This window comes from Schaalia odontolytica (assembly GCF_024584435.1).
Lineage (GTDB): Bacteria > Actinomycetota > Actinomycetes > Actinomycetales > Actinomycetaceae > Pauljensenia.
The window spans coordinates 756,736-782,483 of record NZ_CP102197.1 but is presented as its reverse complement, the minus strand read 5'-3'; the positions used below and the strand labels follow the sequence as shown (position 1 = coordinate 782,483).

Here is a 25,748-nt window from a genome sequence, read left to right as displayed (position 1 = left end):
GTGAGCGGCTAGGGTGGAGACGTGAACGGTACCCTGACCTGCGGTGGCTGCGCCGCCCGCCTGCTTCGCCCCACCCGGAAACGCCGGGTGAACGGGCCGGCTCGAGTGGTTGCCGTCAGCGGCGGAATAGGGTCGGGCAAGTCGACGCTGACGCGCGTCCTGGCGTCGCTCGGTGGTTTCGTTGCCGATGCGGACGCTATCGCTCGGGACGTTCTCGCGCCGGGAAGCGAGACCCTGGAGCGAGTGGCACGCCGCTTCGGGCGCGATCTGATTCTTCCCGATGGGAGCCTTGATCGCGCGCTCCTTGCTTCCCGTGTCTTCTCCCCCGAAAAGAGCGAGGCTCGGGTGGAGGAGCTCAACGCCATCACGCACCCCGTGATCGGAGAACGTGCCAGGCAGATCCTCGGAAGTGCTCCGGATGGCTCGCTCGCCGTCTACGACGTGCCGCTGCTCGTTGCGCCCGAAGACGCCAGCCGCTTCGACGCGGTCATCATGATCGACGCGCCCGAGGACGTGAGGGTTGTGCGCCTGGCGGGACGGGGGGTGAGGCCCGAGGATGCGCGCGCTCGCATTCGCGCCCAGGCCTCGTCCGATCGTAGGCGAGCCATTGCCTCGATCTGGATCGACAACGAGGGAAGCGCCGCCGACCTCGCAAAGGTCGCTCGCCTCGTCCACGACCGCTGGCTGATGCCCGACGTGCCGGTTGTTGAGTGAGGAGGCCGGGGAGCTCCACGCTCGCCGCGAACCCGACCGCCTTATGCGGGCGCTCGACGTGCCAGGGAGGTAGCGTTGGGGCGTGAGCACTAACGTCGTGACGCGCCAGAACAAGCCCTTCGAGGTCATTTCCCCTTACACGCCGTCGGGCGATCAACCCAAGGCAATCCGCGAGCTGGCCGCGCGCATCCGCGACGGCGAACAGGACGTCGTCCTCATGGGCGCGACGGGCACGGGAAAGAGCGCCACCACGGCGTGGCTCATCGAGGAGCTGCAGCGCCCGGCGCTCATCCTGGAACCCAACAAGACCCTCGCCGCGCAGCTCGCGGCCGAGTTCCGTGCGCTCCTGCCGGGCAATGCCGTCGAGTACTTCGTGTCCTACTACGACTACTACCAGCCCGAGGCGTACGTGCCGCAGACGGACACGTTCATCGAGAAGGATTCCTCCATCAACGACGAGGTGGAACGCCTGCGCCACAGCGCCACCAACTCCCTGCTCACCAGGAGAGACACGGTCGTCGTCTCCTCGGTCTCGTGCATCTACGGTCTGGGAACACCCGAAGAGTACGTGGCGCGAATGATCGAGCTGAGCCGTGGCATGGTCGTGGATCGCGACGCCCTGCTCCGCAGGTTCGTCGCCATGCAGTACGTGCGCAACGACATGGCCTTCACGCGCGGCACCTTCCGCGTGCGCGGTGACACGATCGAGATCATTCCCGTCTACGAGGAACTCGCCATTCGCATCGAGATGTTCGGCGACGAGATCGACTCCCTCGCCGTGCTCCACCCGCTCACCGGTGACGTCATCTCCGAGGTCGAGCACACCTACCTCTTCCCCGCATCCCACTACGTGGCGGGTGAGGAACGCATGAAGAAGGCCATCGTCTCCATCGAGGACGAGCTCGAGGAACGCCTGGCGTGGCTGCACGCCCAGAACAAGCTGGTCGAGGAACAACGCCTGCGCATGCGCACCACCTTCGATCTGGAGATGCTCAAGGAGATCGGATCGTGCTCGGGGGTCGAAAACTACTCACGGCACATCGACGGGCGAGGTCCCGGAACACCCCCGCACACGCTTCTCGACTACTTCCCCGAGGACTTCCTCCTCATCATTGACGAGTCCCACGTGACCGTCCCGCAGATCGGCGCGATGTTCGAAGGAGACATGTCCCGCAAGCGAACCCTCGTCGACTACGGTTTCCGCCTGCCCTCCGCGATGGACAACCGTCCGCTGAAGTGGGACGAGTTCACCGCGCGCATCGGCCAGACCGTCTACCTGTCCGCGACGCCGGGTCCCTACGAGCTTGACCGCTCCGACGGGGTGGTCGAGCAGATCATCCGACCCACGGGCCTCGTCGACCCGCTTGTCGTCGTCAAGCCGACGCAGGGACAGATCGACGACCTCCTCGAACAGGTGCGCCTGCGCGTCGAACGCGACGAGCGCGTCCTCGTGACGACCCTGACCAAGAAGATGGCCGAGGAACTCACCACCTACCTTGCCGAGCGGGGAGTCAAGGTCGAGTACCTGCACTCCGACGTCGACACGCTGCGCCGCGTGGAGCTGCTGCGCGAGCTGCGCCTGGGCACCTTTGACGTCCTCGTCGGCATCAACCTCCTGCGCGAGGGCCTGGACCTGCCCGAGGTCTCGCTCGTCTCGATCCTCGACGCCGACAAGGAGGGTTTCCTGCGCTCCACCCGTTCCCTCATCCAGACGATCGGCCGCGCCGCGCGAAACGTGTCCGGAGAAGTCCACATGTATGCCGACAACATCACCGACTCGATGCGCGAGGCCATCTCCGAGACGATGCGCCGCCGCGAGATCCAGATTGCCTACAACGAGGAACACGGGATCGACCCGCAGCCCCTGCGCAAGAAGATCTCCGACGTGACTGACATGCTCGCCCGAGAACAGGTGGACACCCAAACCCTGCTCGAAGGCGGCTACCGCAAGGAGAAGAGCGCGAAGGAGCGCGGCGAATCCCGCGCGGTAGGCGCCGGGGGCGCGCACAGCCTGGGTGCGCGTGCCGAATCGGAGCTGGCCGACCTCATCGAAGAACTCTCCGCGCAGATGATGACGGCGGCGGAGCACCTGCAATTCGAGGTGGCCGCCCGCCTGCGCGACGAGATCGAGGACCTGAAGAAGGAACTGCGCGCCATGAAGCGCGCGCACTAGGGCGTGCGGGGGCCGATGCCTCGTCATTCGTCCGACGCGACCGATGACACTCGCGAAGAACTGGGCGCGGGCGCCGAGACCCGACTAGGATGGAGGCGTTAGCGGAGGGGAGTACTCCCACCAACAGTGGCGTCGTCACCACGACGGCCAGCCCTCGGGGCGTGGCCTCCGGCGCCACCGGCCAGAACACTGGCGGGAGGAGACCTCCGGTACCCGACTCGTACCGGAGGCCCCACGTATGCACGTGCACGCGCTCGCCTGGATCATCCTCGCAGCCATCATTGTCACCATGATCGTTGTCGACATCGTCGGCCACGTCCGTACCCCCCACGAACCCACGCTCAAGGAAGCCGCATCCTGGTCGATCGCCTACATCGTGATCGCCCTCGTCTTCGGCGCCATCGTGTGGGCGGTCTGGGGACCCCAGTACGGGCAGGAGTATCTGGGCGGATACATCACGGAGAAGGCCCTGAGCATCGACAACCTCTTCGTCTTCGTCATCATCTTGTCCACCTTCCGTGTCCCGCGCAAGAACCAGCAGGAGGTCCTGCTGGCGGGCATCGTCATCGCCCTGATCCTGCGTCTGCTCTTCATCCTCGCCGGCGCCGCCCTTATCGAGAACTTCTCCTGGGTGTTCTACATCTTCGGCCTGTGGCTGGCGTGGACTGCGATAAGCCAGGTCCGCGAGGGCACGGGGAATGAGGACGACGAGGAGGAGTACCGCCCGCCGTCGATCGTGCGCGCGGTGTCGCGGATTGTGCCCGTCACCGACGGATTCGTCGGATCCCGAATGCTCTATCGCCACGGCGGGCGCACCTACATCACGCCGCTCCTCCTGTGCGTTCTGGCCATCGGCACGGCCGACGTGATGTTCGCGGTCGACTCGATCCCCGCGATCTACTCGCTCACCTCCGAGGCATACCTCGTGTTCGCCGCCAACGCGTTCTCCCTGCTCGGGCTGCGCCAGCTGTACTTCCTCATCGACGGCCTGCTCGACCGCATCGTGTTCCTGCACTACGGGCTCGCCGCGATCCTCGGATTCATCGGCTTCAAGCTCATCAACCACGCGCTGCACACGAACGAGCTGTTCTTCATCAACGGGGGCCGCGAGGTCGTGATTGTGCCGGAGCCGGGCATCGCCTTCTCCCTGGGCTTCATCGTCGTGACGATCCTCATCACGGTCGCGGCATCCCTTCTCGTCTCCCGGGCGCGCGGTGGTGAGGATGCCCCAGCGCGGGGGCGCTAAAATACCACGGTCGGCTAGTTGAGAGGTTGCGATGGTTGTTCACCCGTGGGCCTGGGGGGTTCTCGGCCTGGTTGCATTGGGCCTTGTCGTTCTTGATTTTCTTGGGCACGCGCGCAACCCCCATCCCCCCACCGCTTCCGAGGCGGCTCGCTGGACGCTCTTCTACGTCGGCCTCTCCGGCCTGTTCGGCGTCGGCCTGTGGCTCACGAACGGGTGGCTCTACGCCCAGGAGTTCTACGCGGGATGGGTGATGGAATGGTCCCTGTCGGTCGACAACCTCTTCGTGTTCATCCTGATCCTCAAGGCGTTTCGGGTGCCGCGTGAAAACCAGCAGAAGGCGCTGCTGCTCGGCATCGTCATCGCGCTGGCGCTGCGTCTCGTGTTCATCCTCCTCGGCGCAGCGCTCGTGTCTCGCTTCTCCTGGGTCTTCTTCATCTTCGGGGTGTGGCTGCTGTGGACGGCATTCTCCCAGATCAAGGAGACGGCTAGCGGCGGGAGCGAGGAGGGGGAGTACGAGGATAATGCTATTATCCGCGCCGTGCGTCGCGTTCTTCCGATCACCGACGGTTTCATCGGCAACCGGCTGCTCTACCGCCACGGCGGCCACACCTACCTGACCCCGCTGTTTGTGGTCGTGCTGGCGCTGGGATCGGCGGACCTCATGTTCGCGTTCGACTCGATTCCAGCGATCTTTGGCATCACCTCGCAGGCCTTTCTCGTCTTCGCGTGCAACGTCTTCGCCCTCATGGGGCTCCGTCAGCTGTTCTTCCTCGTGGACGCTCTTCTCTCCAAGCTCGTCTACCTGGGATACGGCCTGGGCGTCATCCTCAGCTTCATCGGAGTCAAGCTGATCCTCGAGGCGCTGCACTCCAACACCCTGCCGTTTATTAACGGTGGTCGGGGCGTGGGGTGGGCTCCGGAGATTTCCGTATCGGTGTCGCTTGGGGTCATCGTCGTGACCCTGGGGCTCACCGTTGTTGCGTCGCTGATCCGCAGCGCTATGGACGAGGAGGACGCCGGTGAGCGTTGACAGGGTGAGTATCGACGAGCGTGGCCTGAGCGCTGCGGAGGTGGCCGAGCGCGTCGCGCGCGGCGCCGTCAACCGGGTGAAGGATCGCACCTCCCGCTCGGTGACCTCGATTATCCGCGAGAACGTCCTGACTCTCTTCAACGCGATCATCGTCGCGGCGTCCGTCATCGTGCTTCTCTTCGGTGACCTGCGCGACGGCATCTTCGGTGGCGTCATGATCATCAACGCGGTCATCGGCATCGTCTCGGAGCTGCGCGCCAAGCGCACGCTGGATTCGCTGGCGATCGTGGATGCGCCGCAGGCGACCGTGCTACGCGGTGGCACGCTGTCCGTCGTGCCCGCGCGCGACGTCGTGCTCGACGACATCATCGACCTGACGCTGGGAGACCAGGTGAGCGTGGACGGAACCGTGTTGAGCGCGGTCGGCCTCGAGATCGACGAATCCCTGCTGACGGGCGAGTCTCGTCCCGTGAAGAAGAAGCAGGGCGACCAGCTGCTGGCCGGCACGAGCGTCGTCGCCGGCTCAGGGCGCATGGTCGCCACGGCCGTCGGCGAGCGCGTCTACGCGCAGGGGCTGTCGGAGCAGGCGCGAGCGTTCACGCGCACGGTCTCGGAGATCCAGGTGTCGATCAACCGGGTGCTGCAGGTCGTGTCCATCATGCTGCTTCCCGTCGTCGTCCTGACGTTCTACTCGCAGAACCGCGTGGCGGGAGGCGATGGGGGAGACTGGCGTGAGGCGCTCGTCCTCTCCGTCGCATCCGTCATCGGCATGATTCCTCAGGGCCTCGTCCTGCTCACCTCCATGAACTTCGCGATCGGATCGGCGACGCTCGCCCGCCGCGGCGTGCTCGTCCAGGAGCTCCCCGCCGTCGAGGTGCTCGCGCGCGTCGACTGCCTGTGCCTGGACAAGACGGGCACGCTGACCACCGGCGGCATCCGCGTTCGCGGCGTCGAGGTGGTGTCGGGCCAGGAATCCTCCGTGTTGTGCGCCCTCGCGAGCTGTGCGAGTGATCGCACCAACGCGACGGCCGAGGCGATCTGGGAGCATTTGAGCGACGAGCAGCGCGCGGGCGCGGCGCAGCGCATCGAGTGGTCGGTCCCTTTCTCGTCCGCCCGCAAGTGGAGCGCGTGGGGTGGGGGTGCCGACACCTGGATCCTGGGCGCACCCGAGTTCGTCATCGACGAGGCCGCGGCGGCGAACGTGGACCTGCTGGCCAGGGTGCGTGCCGTCGCACAGGAGGGTTCGCGTGTGGTTGCCCTCGTGCGCGCCGATGAGGCCATCGTCGACGACGAGCTGCCGGCGCGCCGGGAAGTGGCCGCGCTCGTCGTGCTCGAGGAGGACCTCCGACCCGACGCGGCCGAGACGCTCGACTACTTCCGCTCCCAAGGCGTGCACGTGCGCGTCATCTCCGGCGACAACCCGACGACCGTCGGCGCGCTGGCCGCGCAGGCCGGCCTGACCGCGCCCGACGGCTCGCCCGCTCGCCTCATGGACGCGCGCGACCTTCCCGAGGACCTGACCTCGGAGGCGTTTATCGATGCCATCGAGAACCACGACGTGTTCGGCCGCGTGACCCCCGAGCAGAAGCGCGCGATGGTGGGAGCACTGCAGGCGCGCGAGCACTGCGTCGCCATGACCGGTGACGGCGTGAACGACGCCCTTGCGCTCAAGGACGCGGACCTGGGCATCGCGATGGGCAACGGAACGCAGGCCACGAAGGCACTCGCCCAGATCGTCCTCGTGGACTCCAAGTTCTCGGTCCTGCCCGGCGTCCTGTCGGAAGGCCGACGCATCATCGCGAACATGGAGCGCGTGTCGTCGCTGTTCCTGGCGAAAACCACCTACGCGGCCGTGCTTGTCATCGTTACGGCTCTCGTCGGCTGGCGCTATCCGTTCCTGCCGCGCCAGTTCAGCTACATCGACTCCCTCACGATTGGCATCCCCGCGTTTTTCCTGGCCCTGTGGCCCAATCCGCGCAGGTACGTTCCCGGGTTCCTCAAGCGAACGCTGTCCCTGGCGATGCCGACGGGAGCCATCTTGGCGGCCGCCGCGCTCGTCGCGTTTGGTATCGTTGACGGCCCACCGCAGGCGCGCGAGTCGACGGCGGCGATCCTCTCGCTCATGCTGGGGGCGATCTGGCTTCTCGTCATTACGTCCCGCCCCTTCTCCCTGTGGAAGTGGGTGCTCCTGGTCGGCGTCATCACCGCGACCGTGGGCGGCGTATTCATCCCACCCGTGCGTCACTTCTTCTCGATGGTTGCGCCCAACGCACACGAGTGGCTTGTCATCATCACCGTTGGCGCGTGCGCGTGCGCGCTCATCGAGGTCGCGCAGCGCCTCTTCTACGCCCGCCAGTTCGCCCGGTCGCTTCAGCCCTAGGCCACGACGGCAGCGCGAGGCCGCCCCGGGTCTTCGCCCGGGGCGGCCTCACACACGTATTGGGATTCAGAACGTGCGAATGACGGGGTTCCACTCGCGAATCAGGCGCGCCTGGATGACCTCGGCGACGTAGAAGGGATCCTCGTTGAGGATCCGCTCGACCTCGTCCTGGTTCTCGGCGCTGATGAGAATCAGGGCGCCGGGCACCTCGCCGACGAGCGGGCCCGACGCGACGTTGACACCGCGGCCCAGCAGGTCGGATAGGAAGGCTCGGTGGGCGGGGCGGACCTCGTCCATCGTCTCGGTCATCGCCGGGTTGTACACGTACTCAACTGCGTAGAATGCCATAGCACCAACCCTAACCCTCATCCGCTCAATTTCCTAGGCGGGCGATAGGATCGAGGGATGCATGACAAGCTAATCATCCAGGGAGCCCGGGAACACAACCTGAAGGACGTGAACCTCGAACTTCCCCGCGACGCCATGATCGTTTTCACGGGGCTGTCCGGATCGGGCAAGTCCTCGCTGGCTTTCGACACGATCTTCGCCGAGGGGCAGCGCCGCTACGTCGAGTCCCTTTCCTCCTACGCCCGCCAGTTCCTCGGACAGATGGACAAGCCGGACGTCGACTTCATCGAAGGCCTCTCACCCGCCGTCTCCATTGACCAGAAGTCCACGTCGCGCAACCCGCGATCCACGGTGGGCACGATCACCGAGATTCACGACTACCTGCGCCTTCTGTACGCGCGCGCGGGTGTCGCCCACTGCCCCGAGTGCGGTGCGCGCATCCAGGCCCAAACCCCCCAGCAGATCGTCGATCGCGTGCGAACCATGGAGGAGGGGACGCGTTTCCAGGTCCTCTCGCCCGTCGTGCGCGGGCGCAAAGGCGAGTACCAGGACCTCATCGACGAACTCAGATCGGACGGATACACGCGCGCGATCATCGACGGTGAGGCCGTGCGATTGGAGAATGCGCCGAAGCTGGAGAAGAAACTCAAGCACACGATTGAGGTCGTCATCGACCGCCTCGTGGTGCGCGAGGGCATGCGTCAGCGCCTCACCGACTCGGTTGAGACCGCGCTGCGGCTCTCCGATGGCCTCGTCGTCATCGACTGCGTCGACCTGGACGCTGACGACCCGGATCGGCGACGCCGATTCTCCGAAAAGCGCGCGTGCCCCAACGACCACCCGCTCGCCCTCGACGAGATCGAGCCGCGGACGTTCTCCTTCAACGCGCCCTACGGTGCGTGCCCGGATTGCACCGGCCTGGGCTTCCGCCTCGAGGTCGACCCAGAGCTGGTCGTCCCCGATGAGGAGCTTTCCCTCGCCGAGGGTGCGGTCATCCCATGGACCTCCAACAACCGCTACCACATGAAGCTCCTGGAAGCCCTATCCAAGGAACTCGGATTCGCTCTGGGCACCCCGTGGAAGAACCTGCCGAAGAAGGTCAAGGACGCGATCCTGTACGGTAAGGACTACGAGGTGAGCGTCAAGTTCCGCAACCGGTGGGGCAGGGAACGCTCCTACACGACGGGCTTCGAAGGCGCGATCAACTACATCGAACGCAAGCGAAACGAGACGGAGTCCGCCGCGGTCAGCGAGAAACTCGACTCCTACATGCGCGAGACCCCATGCCCGACCTGCCACGGGGCGCGGCTGAAGCCGGAAGTCCTGGCCGTGCGCATCGGCGGCTTGTCGATCGCCGAGCTCTCCGACATGTCGATCGCGGACGCGCGTGCATTCCTCGCGCACGTCGAGCTTGAGCGCCGTGCCCGCTCTATCGCCGCCCCCATCCTCAGCGAGATCGAGGCCCGCCTGGCCTTCCTCGTGGACGTCGGCCTGACCTACCTGACGCTCTCGCGCGGGGCCGGCACGCTCTCGGGCGGCGAAGCGCAGCGCATTCGACTGGCCACGCAAATCGGCTCCGGCCTCGTCGGCGTCCTCTACGTCCTCGACGAGCCCTCGATCGGGCTGCACCAGCGCGACAACCGCAGGCTTATTGCCACCCTGGAGCGCCTGCGCGACCTGGGCAACACCCTCATCGTCGTTGAGCACGACGAGGAGACGATGGAGGCCGCCGACTGGATCGTCGACATCGGCCCGGGTGCCGGGGAGACCGGTGGCTGGGTCGTCCACTCGGGGCCGCTGTCGGAGCTGAAGAACAACAGCAAGTCCCTGACCGGGCAGTACCTGGCCGGCAAGCGGCGCATCATCGTGCCGCCGAGCCGCCGACCGGTGGATAGGAAGCGCGTCGTCACCGTCAAGGGAGCTCGCGAACACAACCTCAAGGGCGTGGACGTGTCCTTCCCGCTCGGCGTTCTCACAGCCGTGACCGGCGTGTCCGGGTCGGGCAAGTCCACCCTCGTCAATCAGATCCTGTACCGCACCCTCGCGTCGCGCCTCAACGGCGCGCGCACGGTGCCCGGCCGCCACCGCACGATCACCGGAATCGAGCAGCTGGACAAGGTCGTGCACGTCGACCAGAGCCCGATTGGTCGCACGCCCCGGTCGAATCCGGCGACCTACACGGGTGTGTGGGACCAGATCCGCAAGCTCTTTGCCGAGACGCAGGAAGCCAAGGTCCGCGGCTACGGTCCCGGCCGTTTCTCCTTCAACGTCAAGGGAGGTCGCTGCGAATCCTGCAAGGGTGACGGCACCCTCAAGATCGAGATGAACTTCCTGCCCGACGTGTACGTGCCCTGCGAGGTGTGCCACGGCGCACGCTACAATCGCGAGACCCTGGAAGTGGAGTACAAGGGCAAGACCGTCGCGGACGTGCTCGACATGCCGATCGCCGAGGCCGCGCAGTTCTTTGCCCCGATCTCGCGCATCGCTCGTCACCTGAACACGCTCGTGGAGGTTGGCCTGGGATACGTGCGGCTCGGGCAGAGCGCGACCACCCTGTCGGGAGGCGAGGCGCAGCGCGTGAAACTGGCCTCGGAGCTGCAGCGGCGCTCGACCGGACGCACCGTCTACGTGCTCGACGAGCCGACGACGGGACTGCACTCCGAGGACATCCGAAAGCTCCTGCTTGTTTTGCAGTCCCTCGCCGACAAGGGCAACACCGTGATCGTCATCGAGCACAACCTGGACGTCATCAAGAGCGCGGACTGGGTCATTGACATGGGGCCCGAGGGGGGCGCCGGTGGCGGAACCGTCGTCGCACAGGGAACGCCCGAAGAGGTCGCAACGGTAGAGGACTCCTTCACCGGCCGGTACCTCGCCGAGGTTCTCGCCAAGGAAGCGGCGCGCGACGCCGCGGGCGCCTAGCGGCGTCTAGGATGAGACCCGTGCAAGCGGCGTATCGCTCCATCGGCTACACGTTCTACTGGCCCGCGTGGGTCCACCTCCTGGTCGTCGGACTCCTCGGCGTCGCCGCCGTTGTGACCGCGGTGGCTCTGATGGCCCGCGCGGCGCGGCGGCCACGTGCCTTCGGCCTGCCGGTCGGCCTCCTCGCCGCCGTCGGCAACCTGAGCCTGTGCGTCCTCGTGCAGGCGGAGGCCCGGCACACGTGGCAGACGGGCATGGTGGGCACTCTCTACACGGTGGCGTTCGTGTTTCTACTGATGACGCTCGCCTCCCTATGGAGCGCAGAATCGGGCGGATTCCGCTGGTCGCGCACCTTCCACCTGTTTCTTCTGGCGGTGATGGCGATCGCCGGCATCATGGAGTTCGCCTATCGTCTGACGTATTGGATTCCGCTGCCCGTGGCGGGGGTGGCCGTCCTCCTCGCCCTCCTCGGTGCGTTCGCCGCCGGTCGTGCCAGCCGCGACTAGTCGGGTTCTTCACGCGGATCGATCCCGGCCTCGTTCATTGCTGGCACGAGGCCGGGACCGGATCGTGTGGCGGGCGCGTGGGAGGGATTACTCCTTGTCCTTCGCAGCCTCGCCGGAAGCATAGAGGGCGTCCACCTCGGCGGCGTAGTCGGCCAGCACGCGTCGGCGCTTGAGCTTGAGCGAGGGGGTCATGTAGCCGTTCTCCACGGTGAAGGCCGCGTTGACGATCCGGTAGCGTCGAATTGACTCGGCGCGAGAGACCGCACGGTTAGCGCGCGCGATGGCCTTCTCGAGGGACTCGCGCACCTGCGGAAGGTCCGCGGCCTGTGCGGCGTCAACGACTGGAAGACCGTGGCGGGCGAGCCACTCGGGGAGCATCTCGGTGTCGAGCGCGATCAGCGCACCGATGTAGGGGCGGCCCTCTCCCACGACGATGATGTTGCCGATGAGCGGGTGGGTCGACAGCGCCTCCTCGAGGATCTCGGGGGAGACGTTCTTCCCGCCCGCGGTGACGATGAGTTCCTTCTTGCGTCCCGTGATCCGCAGGTGGCCGCGATCGTCGATCGACGCCAGGTCGCCTGTCTTGAACCAACCGTCGACGAAAGCCTCCGCGGTCGCCTCGGGAAGATTGTGGTAGCCCTTGGACACGGAGATGCCCTGGACGAGGAGCTCGCCGTCGGTGGCGATCTTGAGGCGGTTGCCCGGCCATGCGAAACCGACCGAGTCGGGGGGGAAGTCCTGCGGTGTCTCCACGGAGATCGGCCCGGTCGTCTCGCTCAGGCCGTAGCCCTGCAGGAGCGTGATCCCCAGGCCTCGATAGAAGTTGGCCAGGTCGGTGGCCAGCGGCGCTCCGCCGGAGATGATCGTGTGGAGGTTGGGTCCCAGGATCGCCCGAACCTTCGACAGGACGAGGGCGTCCGCGACTCGGCCGCGGAGCCGGAGAGCGGCGGAGGGACCGGGGGAGGGGGTAGCCGAAGCGTCAGGCACGGGAGTCGTGTCCGGGCCGGGGCCGGCCACCGCCGACTCGGGCAGGGGAGTGTCCGCGTAGGCGCTGGCCATGGACAGGGCGCGCGCCTGCTTGGCGGCCCAGGAGAACAGGCGGCCCTTGACGCCGCCACCGGCCTTCGCGGCGGCTGCGTTGTAGACCTTCTCCATGACGCGAGGGACGACGAGAAGCATCGTCGGCTTGAACGTGGCGATGTCGTTGACGAGGTTGCGCGTGTCGGGAGAAAACGCGACGATCCCCTGGCCGGCGAGCAGGCAGTACATGACGAAACGCGCCAAGACGTGCGCGACCGGGAGGAACAGCAGGGAACGAGACTTCGGGTCGTTGATGAGGAGGGGAAGGAAGTCGTAGGCCTGGAGCATCGGGGAGATGAAGTTGCCGTGCGTGAGGACGACGCCCTTGGGTTTGCCCGTCGTCCCAGAGGTGTAGATGATGGTGGCATCATCGCCGAGGTGAACCGCGTCGGTGCGTGCGCGCACGTCCTCGACGGACACCGCCTGGGCGGCGCTGCTCAGCTCTCGCTCGGCTCCGCGATCGAGGGAAAGGATGTGGCGCACGCGATCCGTGCGCACGGATTCGACGAGCTCGGCCTGCTGCGTGGTCGCCGTGATAACGATGCGGACGTCGGCGTCGGTGAGGATGTGGGCGATCTGCGACGCGGAGTCGGTCTCGTAAATCGGAACGGTGACCGCCCCGCAGGACAGGGCGGCGACGTCGATGAGCGCCCACTCGTAGGAGGTCGGTGCGAGGATGGCGAGGTGTTCGCCCGCCTCGAGGCCAATGCCGATCAGGCCGCGGGCGATGGAGTCGACTTCGGCGAGAAACTGCTCCATCGTGATCGGCCGCCATGCCCCCACGTTCGAGCGTCGCTCAATGGCCAGAGCCCCCGGGTGCGTGGCCACGCGTTGGTGGAGCATCTTCGGCAGGTTCATGTCATCGGTGGCCTCGCGCGTGGCGATCGACTCCCACGAGCCGTCGGCGAGCCTACGTACCGTCATTGCAGTCCTTTCCAGGGTGTGCGCGTCCAGCGCGTCAGTTCTTCTTACGGAAGCCAAAGAGGCGGCTCTTGGGGGCGGGCTGAGCGGACACGGGGCCTCCGTAGAGGGCGTCGACCTCGTGGGCGTAATCGGCGAGAACCTTGCGGCGGCGCAGCTTCATTGATGGGGTGACGTAACCGTTCTCCACCGTGAACGTGGCATCGACGATGCGGAACTTACGAATGGACTCAGCCCGCGAGACGGCCTTGTTGGCGCGCTCAACCGCCCTGCTCAGGGAGTCGCGCACCTGCGGAAGGTTCGCGGCCTCGGTGGGGGAGCACTGGGCGAGGCCGTGCTTGGCCAGCCAATCCGGCAGCATGTCCGCATCGAGGGTGAAGAGCGCACCGACGTAGGGACGCTGGTCGCCCACGACGATGACGTTGGCGACGAGTGGGTGGGTCGCCAGGGCGTCTTCGAGGACCTCCGGTGAGACGTTCTTTCCGCCGGCGGTGACGATCAGTTCCTTCTTGCGTCCCGTGATCGTCAGGTGGCCCTTGCGGTCGATGGAACCCAGGTCGCCCGTGTGGAACCAGGTGCCGTCGGGCATGACCTGCGCGGTCTCCTCGGGGAGGTGGTAGTAGCCGGGCATGACCGACTGACCGCGCACGAGGATCTCTCCGTCCTTGGCAATCTTGATGAAGTTGCCCGGCAGGGGAAGACCGACGGTTCCGACCGGGTTGTTGCCGATGTGCTGGACGGCGATGGGGCCCGTGGTCTCGCTCAGGCCGTAGCCCTGCAGGAGAGTGATGCCCATGCCGGCGTAGAAGTGGGCGAGGTCGGTGGCCAGGGGCGCGCCTCCCGAGACGATGTAGCGCAGGTTCGGGCCGAGGACGGATCGGATCTTGTTGAGCACGAGGCTGTCAGCCAGGCCGTGGCGCATCTTCCTCAGGGGGCCGGGGCCGAAGGCCTTTTCGCTCGCCTGGGAGTAGGCGCGTGCCTGCTTGGCGCTCCACGCGAAGAGGCGGCCCTTGACGCCGCCGCCCGCCTTTGCGCTGGCCGCGTTGTAGACCTTTTCCAGGACGCGGGGAACAACGAGGAGCACCGAGGGTGCGAAGGCCTGAATGTCGGGCAGCAGGTTCTTGATGCTGGGGGAGAAGCCGAGGACACCCTGACCGGAGAGGATCACGTGCATGACGAGGCGAGCCAGGACATGGGCGACGGGAAGGAAGAGGAGCAGGCGGGTGGAGGGGGAGTCGATGACGTCGCCGAGAATCTGGCGTGCGCCCTGCGAGGTCGCGATGAAGTTGGCGTGGGTGAGGGCTACCCCCTTCGGGGCGCCCGTGGTGCCGGAGGTGTAGATGATCGTGGCGATATCATGGGATGTGATCGCGCCGCGGCGGCGCCTCACGTCCTCAATCGTGACGTGCGTGGCGGCTCGCGCGATAGTGCGCAGCGCGCCCCGGTCGAGGGAATCGACGCCGACCGTGTACGAGGGGGCGACGGTGCGCACCAGGTCGGCCTGCTGGGTGGAGGCGGTGAAGACGCGGGTGACGTGCGCGTCGGTGAGAATGTGTTCGATCTGGGCGGCGGAGTCGGACTCGTAGATGGGCACCGTGATCGCGCCGATGGAGAGGAGAGCGAGGTCTAGGAGCAGCCACTCGTACGAGGTCGGGGCGAGGATGGCCACAGCATGACCAGGCTCGACACCGAGGCCGATGAGGCCGCACGCCGTGTACTCGACCTGGCGCTGAAGCTCGGCGGCCGTGAGGCGGCGCGTGGAACCGACGGAGGAGCGCTGCTCGACGGCGATCTGGTCGGGCTGGGCGGCGGCTCGGCGTGCCAGCATGTCGGGCACGATCTCGTGATCGCCGACCGTGTAGGTGGGCTTGATCGTGTAGGAGCCATCGCGCATGCGCTTCATCGTGTCCTCCGGGTGTCGGTTCAAAGACTGAACATCAGATCCGGTGCGAGTCTATCCGCAACAGGGCGGCCCCCGCCCCCATTAGGGGGCAGAGGCCGCTCAAGTGACGATTAGATCACAGGTCGTAGTAGAGCTGGTACTCGTACGGGTGAGGGTAGGCGCGCATGGGGGCGACCTCGTTGGTCTCCTTGTAATCGAGCCACGTGTCGATCAGGTCCTGGGTGAACACGTCTCCCTCGGTGAGGAACTCGTGGTCCTCGCGCAGCGCATCGAGGGCAGCTTCAAGCGAGCTGGGGAGCTTGGCGATGTCCTGATACTCGGCAGGCGGCAGCTCGTAGAGATCCTTGTCGATCGGCGCGGCGGGCTCGATGCGGCGCTTGATCCCGTCGATGCCGGCCATGAGGCAGGCGGAGAAGGCCAGGTAGGGGTTCGCGCTCGGGTCCGGCACGCGGTACTCGACACGCTTGGCCTTGGGGGAGGTTCCGGTGACGGGAATGCGAATGCACGCGGAGCGATTGCGCGCCGAGTACACGAGGTTGATCGGCGCCTCGAAGCCGGGGACCAGACGACGGAAGGAGTTCACCGACGGGTTCGTGAAGGCGAGGAGTGCGGGGGCGTGCTCCAGCAGGCCGCCGATGAACCAGCGGGCAGTGTCGGAGAGGGATCCGTAGCCGCGCTCGTCGTAGAAGAGAGGCTCGCCGTCCTTCCACAGTGACATGTGCGTGTGCATGCCCGAGCCGTTGTCGCCGAAGAGCGGCTTGGGCATAAAGGTCGCCGAGTGACCGAACTCGAGCGCGGAGTTCTTGATGACGTACTTGAACTTCATCATGTCGTCGGCCGCGGCCTGGAGCGTGGCGAAACGGTAGTTGATCTCCTGCTGTCCGCCCGAACCCACCTCGTGGTGGGCACGCTCGATGGTCAGCCCGACCTGCTCGAGGATACGGCTCATCTCGTCGCGAACATCCGCGTACTTATCGGCGGGGGACACGGGAAAATACCCGCCCTTGAGGCCAACCTTGTACCCCATGTTGCCCCCCTCTTCACGTCGCCCCGTGTTCCAATAGGCCTCGGGGGAGTCCACCTCGAAGAAGGTGGCGTGAGGGCTGACCTGGTAGCGCACGTCGTCGAACAGGTAGAACTCGGCCTCGGCGCCGATGAAACACTGATCGGCGATCCCGGTGGAACGCAGGTAGGCCTCGGCCTTCGCGGCCACCTGCCGTGGGTCACGCGAGAAGGGTTCGTCGGTGAAGGGGTCGACGATTGAGAAGTTGACGACGAGCGTGGACCGCTCGCGGAAGGGATCGACGAATGCCGAGCTGATGTCGGGGATGAGCTTCATGTCGGACTCGTGGATCGCGGTAAAGCCGCGCACCGACGAGCCATCAAACATGAGGCCATCACTGAGGGCGGAGTCCAGGAACTCGCTGACGGGAATCGTAAAGTGCTGCTGAACACCGGGGACGTCGCAGAAGCGTACGTCGACGAGCTCAATGTTCTGTTCGGAGATAAAGTCTGCGACCTCTTGGGTGGAGGTGAACATGAACGTCCTTCTGTGTGGAGTGGTGACTACTCATGGTCAAGATTGAGTCAATTCGTGACCAAAATCAGTATATGCCCGCAGGCGCCTCGGCGGGCTCCCGTTTCATCTGTCGATAGTTTCATGACATACAGCACGGGCGTGAGGAGTGTCGGGCGCGTGTCGTCGGGGCCTCGTACCCTGGTGGGGTGGCAGATCCTTCGACGTACCGCCCCCGCACGGGAGACATTCCGACCTCGCCGGGCGTCTATCGCTTCTCGGATCCGCAGGGCCGCGTCATCTACGTAGGCAAAGCCAAGAACCTGCGCAATCGCCTCACCAACTACTTCCAGGACCTGGCGAACCTGCACCCGCGCACTCAGCAGATGGTCACCACCGCCTCCCGCGTGCAGTGGACGGTGGTGCGCTCCGAGATCGAGGCGCTCACGCTCGAGTTCACGTGGATTAAGGAATTCAATCCGCGCTTCAACGTCGTGTTTAAGGACGATAAATCCTATCCCTACCTCGCCGTGTCCATGGGGGAGCGCTACCCGCGCGTGCAGGTGACGCGCGAGCGCAAGCGCGCAGGCTCACGCTACTTCGGCCCCTACACTCAGGTGTGGGCCATACGGGAGACCATCGATCAGCTTCTGCGCGTCTTCCCGGTGCGTTCGTGCTCGGCCGGGGTTTTCGCTCGGGCGAAGGCCCAGGGGCGCCCGTGCCTGCTTGGCTACATCGACAAGTGTTCGGCCCCGTGCGTCGAGCGAGTGACGGCCGAGGAACACCGTGAGCTGGCCGAGGGCCTGTGCCGTTTCATGCAGGGGCGCACGGGTCCCGTGATTCGCGACCTCGAAACCCAGATGCGCGAGGCCTCGGCCAACCTGGACTTCGAACGAGCCGCGAAGCTACGCGACGACGTCGCCGCCCTGCGCACCGTTCTCGAGCGAAACGCCGTCGTCCTCGACGATGGAGCGGACGCGGACGTCTTCGCGCTCGTCAGCGACGACCTTGACGCCGCTGTCCACGTCTTTCACGTGCGCGGCGGGCGCATTCGTGGCACCCGAGGCTGGGTCATTGAACGGGTGGACGGCGCGGGAGACGCCGCCCTCATGTCGCGCCTGCTGGAGCAGGTCTACTCCTCGGCGACGGAAGACGAGGCGCGGGGGGCGCGGGAGACGAAGGCGGCGGCCGTCAGCGTCGACGACGTCGCACACACGCCCACCTCCGCGATCCCCCGCGAGGTTCTCGTCTCCGTGGCTCCCGACGACATGGAGACCATCAGCCGCTGGCTCGGTGAGGCGCGAGGCGCGTCCGTCGCGATCAACGTCCCCAAACGCGGGCCGAAAGCTCAGCTGATGGACACCGTGACCGACAACGCGCGCCAGGCGCTGACCCTGCATCGCACGCGCCGAGCAGGCGACATCACCGCCCGCTCCAAGGCGCTCGAACAGCTTGCGGAAAACCTGGATCTTCCGGCCGCACCGCTGCGCATCGAGTGCTACGACGTGTCGCACACCGGGGGAGAGAATCAGGTCGCCTCCATGGTGGTCTTCGAAGACGGCATGCCCCGCAAGGACGCGTATCGCACCTTCAACATTCGCGGGACGGACGGTAAGGGCACCCCCGACGACACGAGCGCGATGAATGAGGTCCTCACGCGACGCTTTTCCCGCCTGCTGGCAGAGGAAGCGGGCATTGAGGGCGAGGACGAGGACGGGGTCGCCTACGCGTCGGGACCCATCGAGGCCGCAACAGGGCGCCCCCGACGTTTCTCGTACCGGCCAGACCTCGTCGTCGTCGACGGGGGCCTCCCCCAGGTCAATGCGGCGCGCGCGGCACTCGAGGCGGTGGGCGCGGACGTTCCGGTCGTCGGCTTGGCCAAGCGGCTGGAGGAGGTGTGGATCCCAGGCGATGAGTTCCCCTTGATCCTGCCGCGCACCTCCGAGGCGCTCTACCTGCTGCAGTACCTGCGCGACGAGTCCCATCGTTTCGCCATCACCAAGCACCGCAAGCGCCGGTCCCGGGCGAGCCGCCGCTCCGTCCTCGATTCCATCCCCGGCCTCGGTCCGGCGCGTCAGGCCGCGCTGCTCAAGCACTTCGGCTCTGTCAAGCGCCTGAGGGAGGCAACGCCGGACCAGATTGCGCACGTCAAAGGCGTGGGAGCCCTCCTCGCGTGCCAGATCCACGATAGGCTACACACATCGTCAAGGGAGGAGACGTCATGACATCGACGCTGCCGACGCCGCTGCCCGCCCGCGTCCTCCTGCTGGGTTCGGGGGAACTCGGCAAGGAAGTCACCATTTCCCTCAAACGCTATGGCGCCACCGTCATCGCGTGCGATTCCTACGCCGGTGCCCCCGCCATGCAGGTAGCGGACGACTTCCGCGTCTTCGACATGGCTGACCCGCGGGCGCTCCGCGAGGTTCTTGCCGAGGTTGATGTCGACCTGATCGTCCCCGAGGTCGAGGCGATCGCGACCGCGGAGCTCGCGGACGCTGAGGAACGCGGGGTGCGGGTCGTTCCCAACGCCTACGCGGTCACCGCGACGATGGACCGCGAGCGCATTCGCAACCTCGCCGCCAGCCTCCCGGGCGTGCGCACCTGTGCCTTTCGTTTTGCGCGCAGTGAAGACGAACTCGCGCACGCTCTCGACGAGGTGGGGTACCCGGCTTTCGTCAAGCCCACAATGTCCTCCTCTGGACACGGGCAGAGCCGCGTCACCTCCCGCGACGAGGCCTGTGCAGCGTGGCGCGCCGCGCGCGACGGCGCCCGCGCCGACACGGGCGTGGTCATCGTCGAGGAGGGGATCGACTTCGACTACGAGATCACTCTGCTGACGCTGCGGTCGTGGGATGCGCACGCCTCGCGCGTCCTTACCTCCTTCTGCGCACCCATCGGCCACCGTCAGGAGGGCGGCGACTACGTCGAATCCTGGCAGCCCATGGCGATGAGTCCTCGCGCTCTGCGGGCGGCGCACTCGATGGCCCGTGAGGTCACCGATGCTCTCGCGCGCAAGGGAACCGGGCCTTGCCTAGGTATCTTCGGCGTGGAGTTTTTTGTGCGCGGAGACGACGTGTGGTTCTCGGAACTGTCTCCGCGCCCGCACGACACGGGCATGGTGACGATGGCCACGCAGGGTCAATCCGAGTTCGAGCTACACGCGCGCGCGATCCTCGGACTTCCCACCTCGACCGAGCAACGCGCGCCGGGAGCATCGGCCGTCATCCGAGCACCCCGAGCGATTGAGCGCCCCGTCTACGACGGTGTCGGGCGCGCCCTGGCAACGGCCGACGTCGTGCGTATCTTCGGCAAACCCGTGAGCCGAGCCCACCGGCGCCTCGGTGTCGTGGTAGCCACCGCAGCCAGCCCGAAGGAAGCCCGGGTGATCGCCCGGCGCGCCGCCCAGGAGATCAGCGTCGAGGACGCGCCCGCCTAAGCCACCCCGCCACCCCAACACCTTGCCAAGGAGGACACCATGCCCGACCAAGCCACCGACCGTCCACGCGGCGGCCTCGACGCCCCGGGCTTGCCCGTGAACGAGGAGAATCCGCCGACGTTCCCCGAAGGCATTCCCGCGCGCGACGTCGTTGCTGCCAAGCCGGAACCCCGCGCCTCCAACGAAGTCCTCATCATCACCGGCTACTCGGGAGCGGGTCGCACCGGTGCGGCGCGAGCTCTCGAGGATCTCGACTGGTACGTCGTGGACAACTTGCCTCCCACTATGCTTCCCGCCCTCGTGGGCATGATGTCCAACGACCCGGCGGCGGGCGTCCATCGCCTCGCGGTGGGGGTGGACGTGCGCTCGCGCACGTTCTTCGCGAACCTGTCCTCCACGCTTGAGCAGCTCAAGAAGTCCGGAATCGCCTACCGTGTGATCTTCCTCGAAGCAAGCGCCCAGACCCTCGTGCGCCGCTACGAGTCGAATCGGCGCCCGCACCCTCTGCAGGGGCAGGGCACCCTCATGGACGGTATCAAGGCGGAGGAACGCCTGCTCGCCCCCCTGCGTCGCAGTGCGGACGAGGTCATCGACACCTCCGACATGAGCGTTCACGACCTGACCCGGCGGATTCGAGACATCGTGGCGGGGGAGGAGCGCCTCCTGCAGATCACGGTCGAATCCTTTGGTTTCAAGCACGGCCTGCCCCTCGACGCCGACCACGTGGTCGACGTGCGCTTCCTGAAGAACCCGTACTGGGTTGACGAGCTGCGGCACCTGACCGGAAAGGACCAGGCGGTCGCCGACTACGTGCTCTCGCAGCCGGGTGCGCGTGATTTCGCCCTGGGATACGCTGACCTACTGGCGCCCATGCTGGCGGGCTATCTGGCAGAATTGAAGCCATTCGTCACGATCGCCGTCGGCTGCACGGGCGGTAAGCACCGCTCCGTCGCGTGTTCGGAGGCCATCGCGCAACGCCTGCGCACTCTCGGGCACTCCGTCCGGGTGATGCACCGCGACATTGGGAGAGACTGATGCCCTATCTTGATGCAGCCGGCTGGGTTCAACGAGGCGAATCCGGTCAGTCCATCGTCGCCCTCGGCGGCGGCCACGGCCTCTCGGCCACCCTGCGGGCACTGCGCCACATCACACGGGCGCTCACCGCGGTCGTCACGGTCGCCGACGACGGTGGCAGCTCGGGTCGGCTCCGCAAGGAGATGCCGATCCTTCCGCCGGGTGACCTACGCATGGCGCTGGCGTCGCTGTGCGAGGAATCCGAGTGGGGGCTCACTTGGCGTGATGTCATGCAGCTGCGCCTGGATACGACGGGCCCCCTCAACGGGCACGCGCTCGGTAACCTCTTGATTTCCGGATTCTGGCAGCTCCTCGATGACCCGGTTGAGGGCCTCGACTGGGTCGGCAGACTGCTGGGGGCGCAGGGGCGCGTCCTGCCGATGTCGACGACACCCATCGATATCGAGGCAGACATGATGGACGGGGGACGCAGGTACGTCGTCGCCGGCCAGTCCAAGGTGGCGGTCGCCCCCGGAACCGTTGAACACGTGCGCATCACGCCCGAGGCTCCCGAGGTTCCCGGCGCCGTCATCGAGGCGATCTCCGAGGCCGACTGGGTGGTCCTCGGTCCCGGCTCCTGGTACACGTCGGTGATCCCGCACCTGCTCGTGCCCGAGATCAACCGAGCCCTGGCCACGACCGACGCGCACCGCGCGCTTGTGCTCAACCTAGCGCGCCAACGCGGGGAAACGGACCTGATGTCGACAGCGGACCACGTGCGGGTGCTGCGCGAATACGCTCCGATGCTCAAGCTGGACGTCGTTGTCGCTGACCCGACCGCGTGCGATGACATCGACGACCTGATCGTGGCGGCCGAGGAACTGGGGGCTCGCGTCCTGCTGCGCCAGGTGCGCACCGGCGACGGAGCGCCGCACCACGACCCGCTGCGCCTGGCGGCGGCGCTCCGTGACGCATTCGACGGCTTCCTCGGGGAAGTCGGGCAGCCAGAAACGTGGTTACCTTAGACCCTGTTGCCCGTTGATCGAGACACCACATCGTTGGGAGAATCTGTGTCGCTGACGTCAGACATGAAGGACGAGCTCGCGCGCGCCGTCATCACCACTCCGTCCGAGGTCGCCGCCGAGGTGAGCGCGACGCTGCGCTTCGCCGGCGGCTTGCACCTCGTCGGTGGCCGGATCCTCGTGGAGGCCGAGCTTGACTCGCCGGTCGCGGCCAGGCGCCTGCGCACCTACCTCCAGGCGCTGTACAACGCGGAGTCCTCCGTTGTCGTCGTCTCCGGTTCCTCCCTTCGGCGCGGCAAACGCTTCGTCGTTCGCGTCGTCCACAAGGCCGACGAGCTGGCCAGGCTCACCGGACTCGTCGACTCTCTCCGGCGTCCCGTGCGCGGCCTCCCCCCTGCTCTCGTGTCGTCGGGGACGGCCGAGGCCGCGGCCATCTGGCGCGGAGCCTTTCTCGCGCGCGGCTCGCTCATGGAACCCGGCCGCTCTTCCTCTCTCGAGATCACCTGCCCGGGCCCCGAGGTGGCCTTGGCGATGGTCGGCTGCGCGCGCAAGCTCGGCGCGGCTGCACGCTCGAAGGAGGTTCGGGGAACCGACCGCGTCTCCGTGCGCGACTCCGACGCAATCGGCACGCTGATCGCCGCGATGGGTGCGCCCGCGACCTTCGAGGCCTGGCAGGAGCGCCGGGAGCGACGCGAGGCGCGCGGCAGCGCCAACAGGCTCGCCAACTTCGACGATGCCAACCTGCGACGGTCGGCGCGCGCGGCCGTGGCGGCCGGGGCTCGCGTCGAGAGGGCCTTTGAGATCCTCGGCGACGATGTTCCGGCGCACCTGCTCGAGGCGGGCACCCTGCGCCTGCGCTACAAGCAGGCTTCCCTTGAGGAACTGGGCAAACACACGAATCCGCCGCTCACGAAGGACGCGGTGGCGGGGCGCATCCGCAGGCTCCTCGCGCTGGCGGACAAAGTCGCGCACGAACGCGGTATCCCCGATACCGAATCCGCGCTCACCCTCGAGATGCTTGAGGAGGACTGAGGTCCTTAGTTTCGCCCCGTATGGTGGGCAATAAACGAGAATTACCCCACGTGATGATTTTGTAATTGGGGTGTGACAGAGGACGCTTGCGGGTGTAAATTAGGAACTGCTGGAACCGCAGACATCTGCGGGCTGGGCTGGCATCCCGCGAGCCCGGTTGCATCGAAGACCGTGTCCCGTGTGGGCACGAGCAGGAGGAACATAGTGACCACCCGCGTTGGCATCAACGGCTTCGGCCGCATCGGCCGTAACTTCTTCCGCGCTGCTATTGAGCAGGGCGCGGACATCGAAATTGTTGCCGTGAACGACCTGACGGACAACAAGACCCTCGCTCACCTGCTGAAGTACGACTCGATCAAGGGCCGCTTCCAGGGTGAGGTCTCCTACGACGACGAGGGCATCGTCGTCGACGGCAAGCACATCAAGGTGCTTGCGCAGCGTAACCCCGCGGACCTGCCCTGGGGCGAGCTCGGCGTCGAGGTCGTCGTCGAGTCGACCGGCTTCTTCACCGACGGCGAGAAGGCCAAGGCTCACCTCGAGGGTGGCGCCAAGAAGGTCGTCATCTCCGCTCCCGCCAAGAACGTTGACGGCACCTTCGTCATGGGCGTCAACGAGGACAAGTACGACAACGCGACGATGAACATCGTCTCGAACGCGTCCTGCACCACCAACTGCCTCGCCCCCCTGGCCAAGGTTCTCGAGGAGAACTTCGGTATCGAGCGCGGCATCATGACGACCATCCACTCCTACACGGGTGACCAGCGCGTCCTCGATGCCCCCCACAAGGATCTGCGTCGCGCCCGCGCGGCCGCCCTGAACATGATCCCCACCAAGACCGGTGCCGCCCAGGCCGTCGCCCTGGTTCTGCCCCAGCTTGAGGGCAAGTTCGACGGCCTGGCCGTCCGCGTGCCGACCCCGACCGGCTCCCTCACCGACCTGACCTTCATCGCGAAGAAGGAGGTCTCCGTCGAGGCCGTGAAGGCCGCCGTCAAGGCCGCCGCCGAGGGCGAGCTCAAGGGTGTCCTGGAGTACACCGAGGACCCGATCGTCTCCACCGACATCGTGGGCGATCCGCACACCTCGATCTTCGACGCCACCGAGACCAAGGTTATCGGCAACCTCGTCAAGGTTCTGTCCTGGTACGACAACGAGTGGGGCTACTCGAACGCTCTCGTTCGCCTCACCGCTCTCGTCGGCTCCAAGCTCGCCTGAGCTGAGCGCCACAGCCATGAGCTGACAGCGAGATGCCCGTGCACGCTCGTGCACGGGCATCTCGTCTATCACCAACGTCTTCGAACGAAAGGACCTCCCATGAGGACCATCTCCACCCTGGGTGACCTGCGCGGCAAGCGCGTGCTGGTTCGCTCCGACTTCAACGTTCCACTCAAGGACGGCCAGATCACCGACGACGGACGTATCCGCGCCGCGCTGCCCACCCTCACGACCCTCACCAACGCCGGAGCGAAGGTCGTCATCCTGGCCCACCTCGGCCGCCCCAAGGGCAAGGTCGACCCCGCCTTCTCGCTGGCCCCCGTCGCCGAGCGCCTCGCCGAGCTGTCCGGCGTGAAGGTTACTCTCGCCTCCGATGTCGTTGGCCCCTCCGCTACCGAGACTGTCGCCGCCCTCGGTGACGGCGAGATCGCCCTGCTGGAAAACGTGCGCTACGACGCTCGCGAAACCTCGAAGGTCGATTCCGAGCGCGAGGAACTCGCCCGTGAATACGCCAAGCTCGGCGACGCTTTCGTCTCCGACGGCTTCGGCGTTGTCCACCGCAAGCAGGCCTCCGTCTACGACATTGCGAAGCTGCTGCCCTCCGCCGCGGGCCTCCTGGTCCTCAAGGAGATTGAGTCCCTGTCCAAGGTCACCGGCGATCCCGAACGCCCCTACGGCGTCGTCCTCGGCGGATCGAAGGTCTCTGACAAGCTGGGCGTCATCGCGAACCTGCTGAAGAAGGCCGACATGCTCTTCATTGGCGGCGGCATGGCGTTCACCTTCCTGGCCGCTCAGGGCTACTCGGTTGGCAAGTCTCTGCTCGAAGAAGACCAGATCGAGACCGTCAAGGGCTATATCGCGCAGGCAGCTGAACGCGGCGTTGACCTGGTCCTGCCCGTTGACGTCGTTGTCGCCCCCGAGTTTGCGGCCGACGCGCCGGCAACCGTCGTCAAGGTCGACGCGATCCCCGACGACCAGATGGGCCTGGATATCGGCCCCGAGTCCGCCAAGCTCTTCGCCGACAAGATCGCAACGGCGAAGACCGTGGCCTGGAACGGGCCCATGGGCGTCTTTGAGTTCGACGCCTTCGCCGGCGGCACCCGTGCCGTCGCGCAGGCCCTGTCGGCGGGCACCATGTTCTCCGTCATCGGCGGCGGCGACTCCGCCGCGGCCGTGCGCTTGCTCGGTTTCGACGAGAGCACCTTCTCTCACATTTCCACTGGCGGCGGCGCCTCCCTCGAGCTCCTCGAAGGCAAGGTTCTGCCCGGTATCGCAGTTCTGGAGGACTGACTC

General features: G+C 66.4%; 18 protein-coding genes. 14 read left to right on the top strand and 4 right to left on the bottom strand.

The genetic code is table 11. From position 1 onward, the window contains the following. Window positions 1-21: 21 nt before the first annotated feature. The 5 genes from coaE (at window position 22) to NQK35_RS03470 (ending at window position 7,543) form a co-directional block, all read left to right on the top strand. Complete coding sequence (coaE, locus tag NQK35_RS03490; RefSeq protein WP_306456018.1) at window positions 22-714, top strand: dephospho-CoA kinase; 693 nt, start codon at window positions 22-24, stop codon at window positions 712-714. Window positions 715-796: 82 nt separating this feature from the next. Then, window positions 797-2,887, top strand: a complete 2,091-nt coding sequence (gene uvrB, locus NQK35_RS03485; RefSeq protein WP_257114553.1) for an excinuclease ABC subunit UvrB — start codon at window positions 797-799, stop codon at window positions 2,885-2,887. A gap of 238 nt (window positions 2,888-3,125) precedes the next feature. Beyond that, a complete protein-coding gene (locus NQK35_RS03480; protein ID WP_257114552.1) occupies window positions 3,126-4,133 on the top strand; it encodes a TerC family protein in 1,008 nt (335 codons plus the stop codon). 31 nt (window positions 4,134-4,164) lie between these two features. Next, window positions 4,165-5,163: a TerC/Alx family metal homeostasis membrane protein gene (locus NQK35_RS03475; protein ID WP_009211592.1), complete on the top strand. Its 999-nt coding sequence runs from the start codon at window positions 4,165-4,167 to the stop codon at window positions 5,161-5,163. Next, window positions 5,153-7,543, top strand: coding sequence for a cation-translocating P-type ATPase (locus NQK35_RS03470; RefSeq protein ID WP_257114551.1), 2,391 nt, complete (start codon window positions 5,153-5,155; stop codon window positions 7,541-7,543). Before NQK35_RS03475 ends, NQK35_RS03470 begins: the two co-directional genes overlap by 11 nt. Before the next feature lie 66 nt (window positions 7,544-7,609). On the opposite strand, the gene NQK35_RS03465 is transcribed toward NQK35_RS03470, so the two are convergent. Continuing rightward, window positions 7,610-7,891 (bottom strand): YciI family protein, encoded by a 282-nt coding sequence (locus NQK35_RS03465; protein ID WP_048741548.1) that lies wholly within the window; start codon window positions 7,889-7,891, stop codon window positions 7,610-7,612. 57 nt (window positions 7,892-7,948) lie between these two features. Between NQK35_RS03465 and uvrA the strand changes: the two genes are divergently transcribed. Together uvrA and NQK35_RS03455 are read left to right on the top strand one after the other, a co-directional pair. Then, window positions 7,949-10,813 (top strand): excinuclease ABC subunit UvrA, encoded by a 2,865-nt coding sequence (uvrA, locus tag NQK35_RS03460; protein WP_048741545.1) that lies wholly within the window; start codon window positions 7,949-7,951, stop codon window positions 10,811-10,813. An 11-nt stretch (window positions 10,814-10,824) separates the two neighbouring features. Beyond that, complete coding sequence (locus NQK35_RS03455) at window positions 10,825-11,319, top strand: polysaccharide transporter (RefSeq protein ID WP_257114550.1); 495 nt, start codon at window positions 10,825-10,827, stop codon at window positions 11,317-11,319. Window positions 11,320-11,406: 87 nt separating this feature from the next. Here NQK35_RS03455 and NQK35_RS03450 read toward each other — a convergent pair whose 3' ends face one another. From NQK35_RS03450 to glnA, 3 genes are all read right to left on the bottom strand, one after another. After that, window positions 11,407-13,323 carry an AMP-dependent synthetase/ligase gene (locus tag NQK35_RS03450; RefSeq protein ID WP_009211587.1) on the bottom strand — a complete coding sequence of 639 codons (1,917 nt, stop codon included), beginning with the start codon at window positions 13,321-13,323 and terminating at the stop codon, window positions 11,407-11,409. Between the two features lie 34 nt (window positions 13,324-13,357). Then, window positions 13,358-15,223, bottom strand: a complete 1,866-nt coding sequence (locus tag NQK35_RS03445) for an AMP-dependent synthetase/ligase (RefSeq protein WP_009211586.1) — start codon at window positions 15,221-15,223, stop codon at window positions 13,358-13,360. Window positions 15,224-15,338: 115 nt separating this feature from the next. Then, complete coding sequence (gene glnA, locus NQK35_RS03440) at window positions 15,339-16,763, bottom strand: type I glutamate--ammonia ligase (protein WP_257114549.1); 1,425 nt, start codon at window positions 16,761-16,763, stop codon at window positions 15,339-15,341. A gap of 185 nt (window positions 16,764-16,948) precedes the next feature. On the opposite strand from glnA, the gene uvrC reads away from it, so the two are divergent. The 7 genes from uvrC (at window position 16,949) to NQK35_RS03405 (ending at window position 25,745) form a co-directional block, all read left to right on the top strand. Continuing rightward, window positions 16,949-18,964, top strand: a complete 2,016-nt coding sequence (uvrC, locus tag NQK35_RS03435) for an excinuclease ABC subunit UvrC (RefSeq protein WP_257114548.1) — start codon at window positions 16,949-16,951, stop codon at window positions 18,962-18,964. Then, window positions 18,961-20,175, top strand: a complete 1,215-nt coding sequence (gene purT, locus NQK35_RS03430) for a formate-dependent phosphoribosylglycinamide formyltransferase (RefSeq protein WP_048741535.1) — start codon at window positions 18,961-18,963, stop codon at window positions 20,173-20,175. Before uvrC ends, purT begins: the two co-directional genes overlap by 4 nt. A gap of 39 nt (window positions 20,176-20,214) precedes the next feature. Next, a complete protein-coding gene (rapZ, locus tag NQK35_RS03425; RefSeq protein ID WP_009211582.1) occupies window positions 20,215-21,210 on the top strand; it encodes an RNase adapter RapZ in 996 nt (331 codons plus the stop codon). Beyond that, on the top strand, window positions 21,210-22,214 hold the full coding sequence (locus NQK35_RS03420) for a gluconeogenesis factor YvcK family protein (RefSeq protein WP_009211581.1): 1,005 nt from the start codon (window positions 21,210-21,212) through the stop codon (window positions 22,212-22,214). Before rapZ ends, NQK35_RS03420 begins: the two co-directional genes overlap by 1 nt. A gap of 45 nt (window positions 22,215-22,259) precedes the next feature. After that, entirely contained in the window at window positions 22,260-23,243 is a 984-nt protein-coding gene (whiA, locus tag NQK35_RS03415) for a DNA-binding protein WhiA (RefSeq protein WP_009211580.1), read from the top strand. Window positions 23,244-23,447: 204 nt separating this feature from the next. Beyond that, window positions 23,448-24,455, top strand: coding sequence for a type I glyceraldehyde-3-phosphate dehydrogenase (gene gap, locus NQK35_RS03410; RefSeq protein WP_034230795.1), 1,008 nt, complete (start codon window positions 23,448-23,450; stop codon window positions 24,453-24,455). A gap of 99 nt (window positions 24,456-24,554) precedes the next feature. Beyond that, window positions 24,555-25,745: a phosphoglycerate kinase gene (locus NQK35_RS03405; protein ID WP_009211578.1), complete on the top strand. Its 1,191-nt coding sequence runs from the start codon at window positions 24,555-24,557 to the stop codon at window positions 25,743-25,745. Window positions 25,746-25,748 lie beyond the last annotated feature (3 nt).

What these genes read in the sequence shown, in the direction of transcription:
- NQK35_RS03480 (WP_257114552.1), top strand. Translation starts at nt 3,126, where the DNA reads ATGCACGTGCACGCGCTCGCCTGGATCATCCTCGCAGCCATCATTGTC.
- NQK35_RS03475 (WP_009211592.1), top strand. Translation starts at nt 4,165, where the DNA reads ATGGTTGTTCACCCGTGGGCCTGGGGGGTTCTCGGCCTGGTTGCATTG.
- NQK35_RS03465 (WP_048741548.1), bottom strand. Translation starts at nt 7,891, where the DNA reads ATGGCATTCTACGCAGTTGAGTACGTGTACAACCCGGCGATGACCGAG.
- uvrA (WP_048741545.1), top strand. Translation starts at nt 7,949, where the DNA reads ATGCATGACAAGCTAATCATCCAGGGAGCCCGGGAACACAACCTGAAG.
- NQK35_RS03455 (WP_257114550.1), top strand. Translation starts at nt 10,825, where the DNA reads ATGAGACCCGTGCAAGCGGCGTATCGCTCCATCGGCTACACGTTCTAC.
- NQK35_RS03450 (WP_009211587.1), bottom strand. Translation starts at nt 13,323, where the DNA reads ATGACGGTACGTAGGCTCGCCGACGGCTCGTGGGAGTCGATCGCCACG.
- NQK35_RS03445 (WP_009211586.1), bottom strand. Translation starts at nt 15,223, where the DNA reads ATGAAGCGCATGCGCGATGGCTCCTACACGATCAAGCCCACCTACACG.
- glnA (WP_257114549.1), bottom strand. Translation starts at nt 16,763, where the DNA reads ATGTTCACCTCCACCCAAGAGGTCGCAGACTTTATCTCCGAACAGAAC.
- purT (WP_048741535.1), top strand. Translation starts at nt 18,961, where the DNA reads ATGACATCGACGCTGCCGACGCCGCTGCCCGCCCGCGTCCTCCTGCTG.
- rapZ (WP_009211582.1), top strand. Translation starts at nt 20,215, where the DNA reads ATGCCCGACCAAGCCACCGACCGTCCACGCGGCGGCCTCGACGCCCCG.
- NQK35_RS03420 (WP_009211581.1), top strand. Translation starts at nt 21,210, where the DNA reads ATGCCCTATCTTGATGCAGCCGGCTGGGTTCAACGAGGCGAATCCGGT.
- NQK35_RS03405 (WP_009211578.1), top strand. Translation starts at nt 24,555, where the DNA reads ATGAGGACCATCTCCACCCTGGGTGACCTGCGCGGCAAGCGCGTGCTG.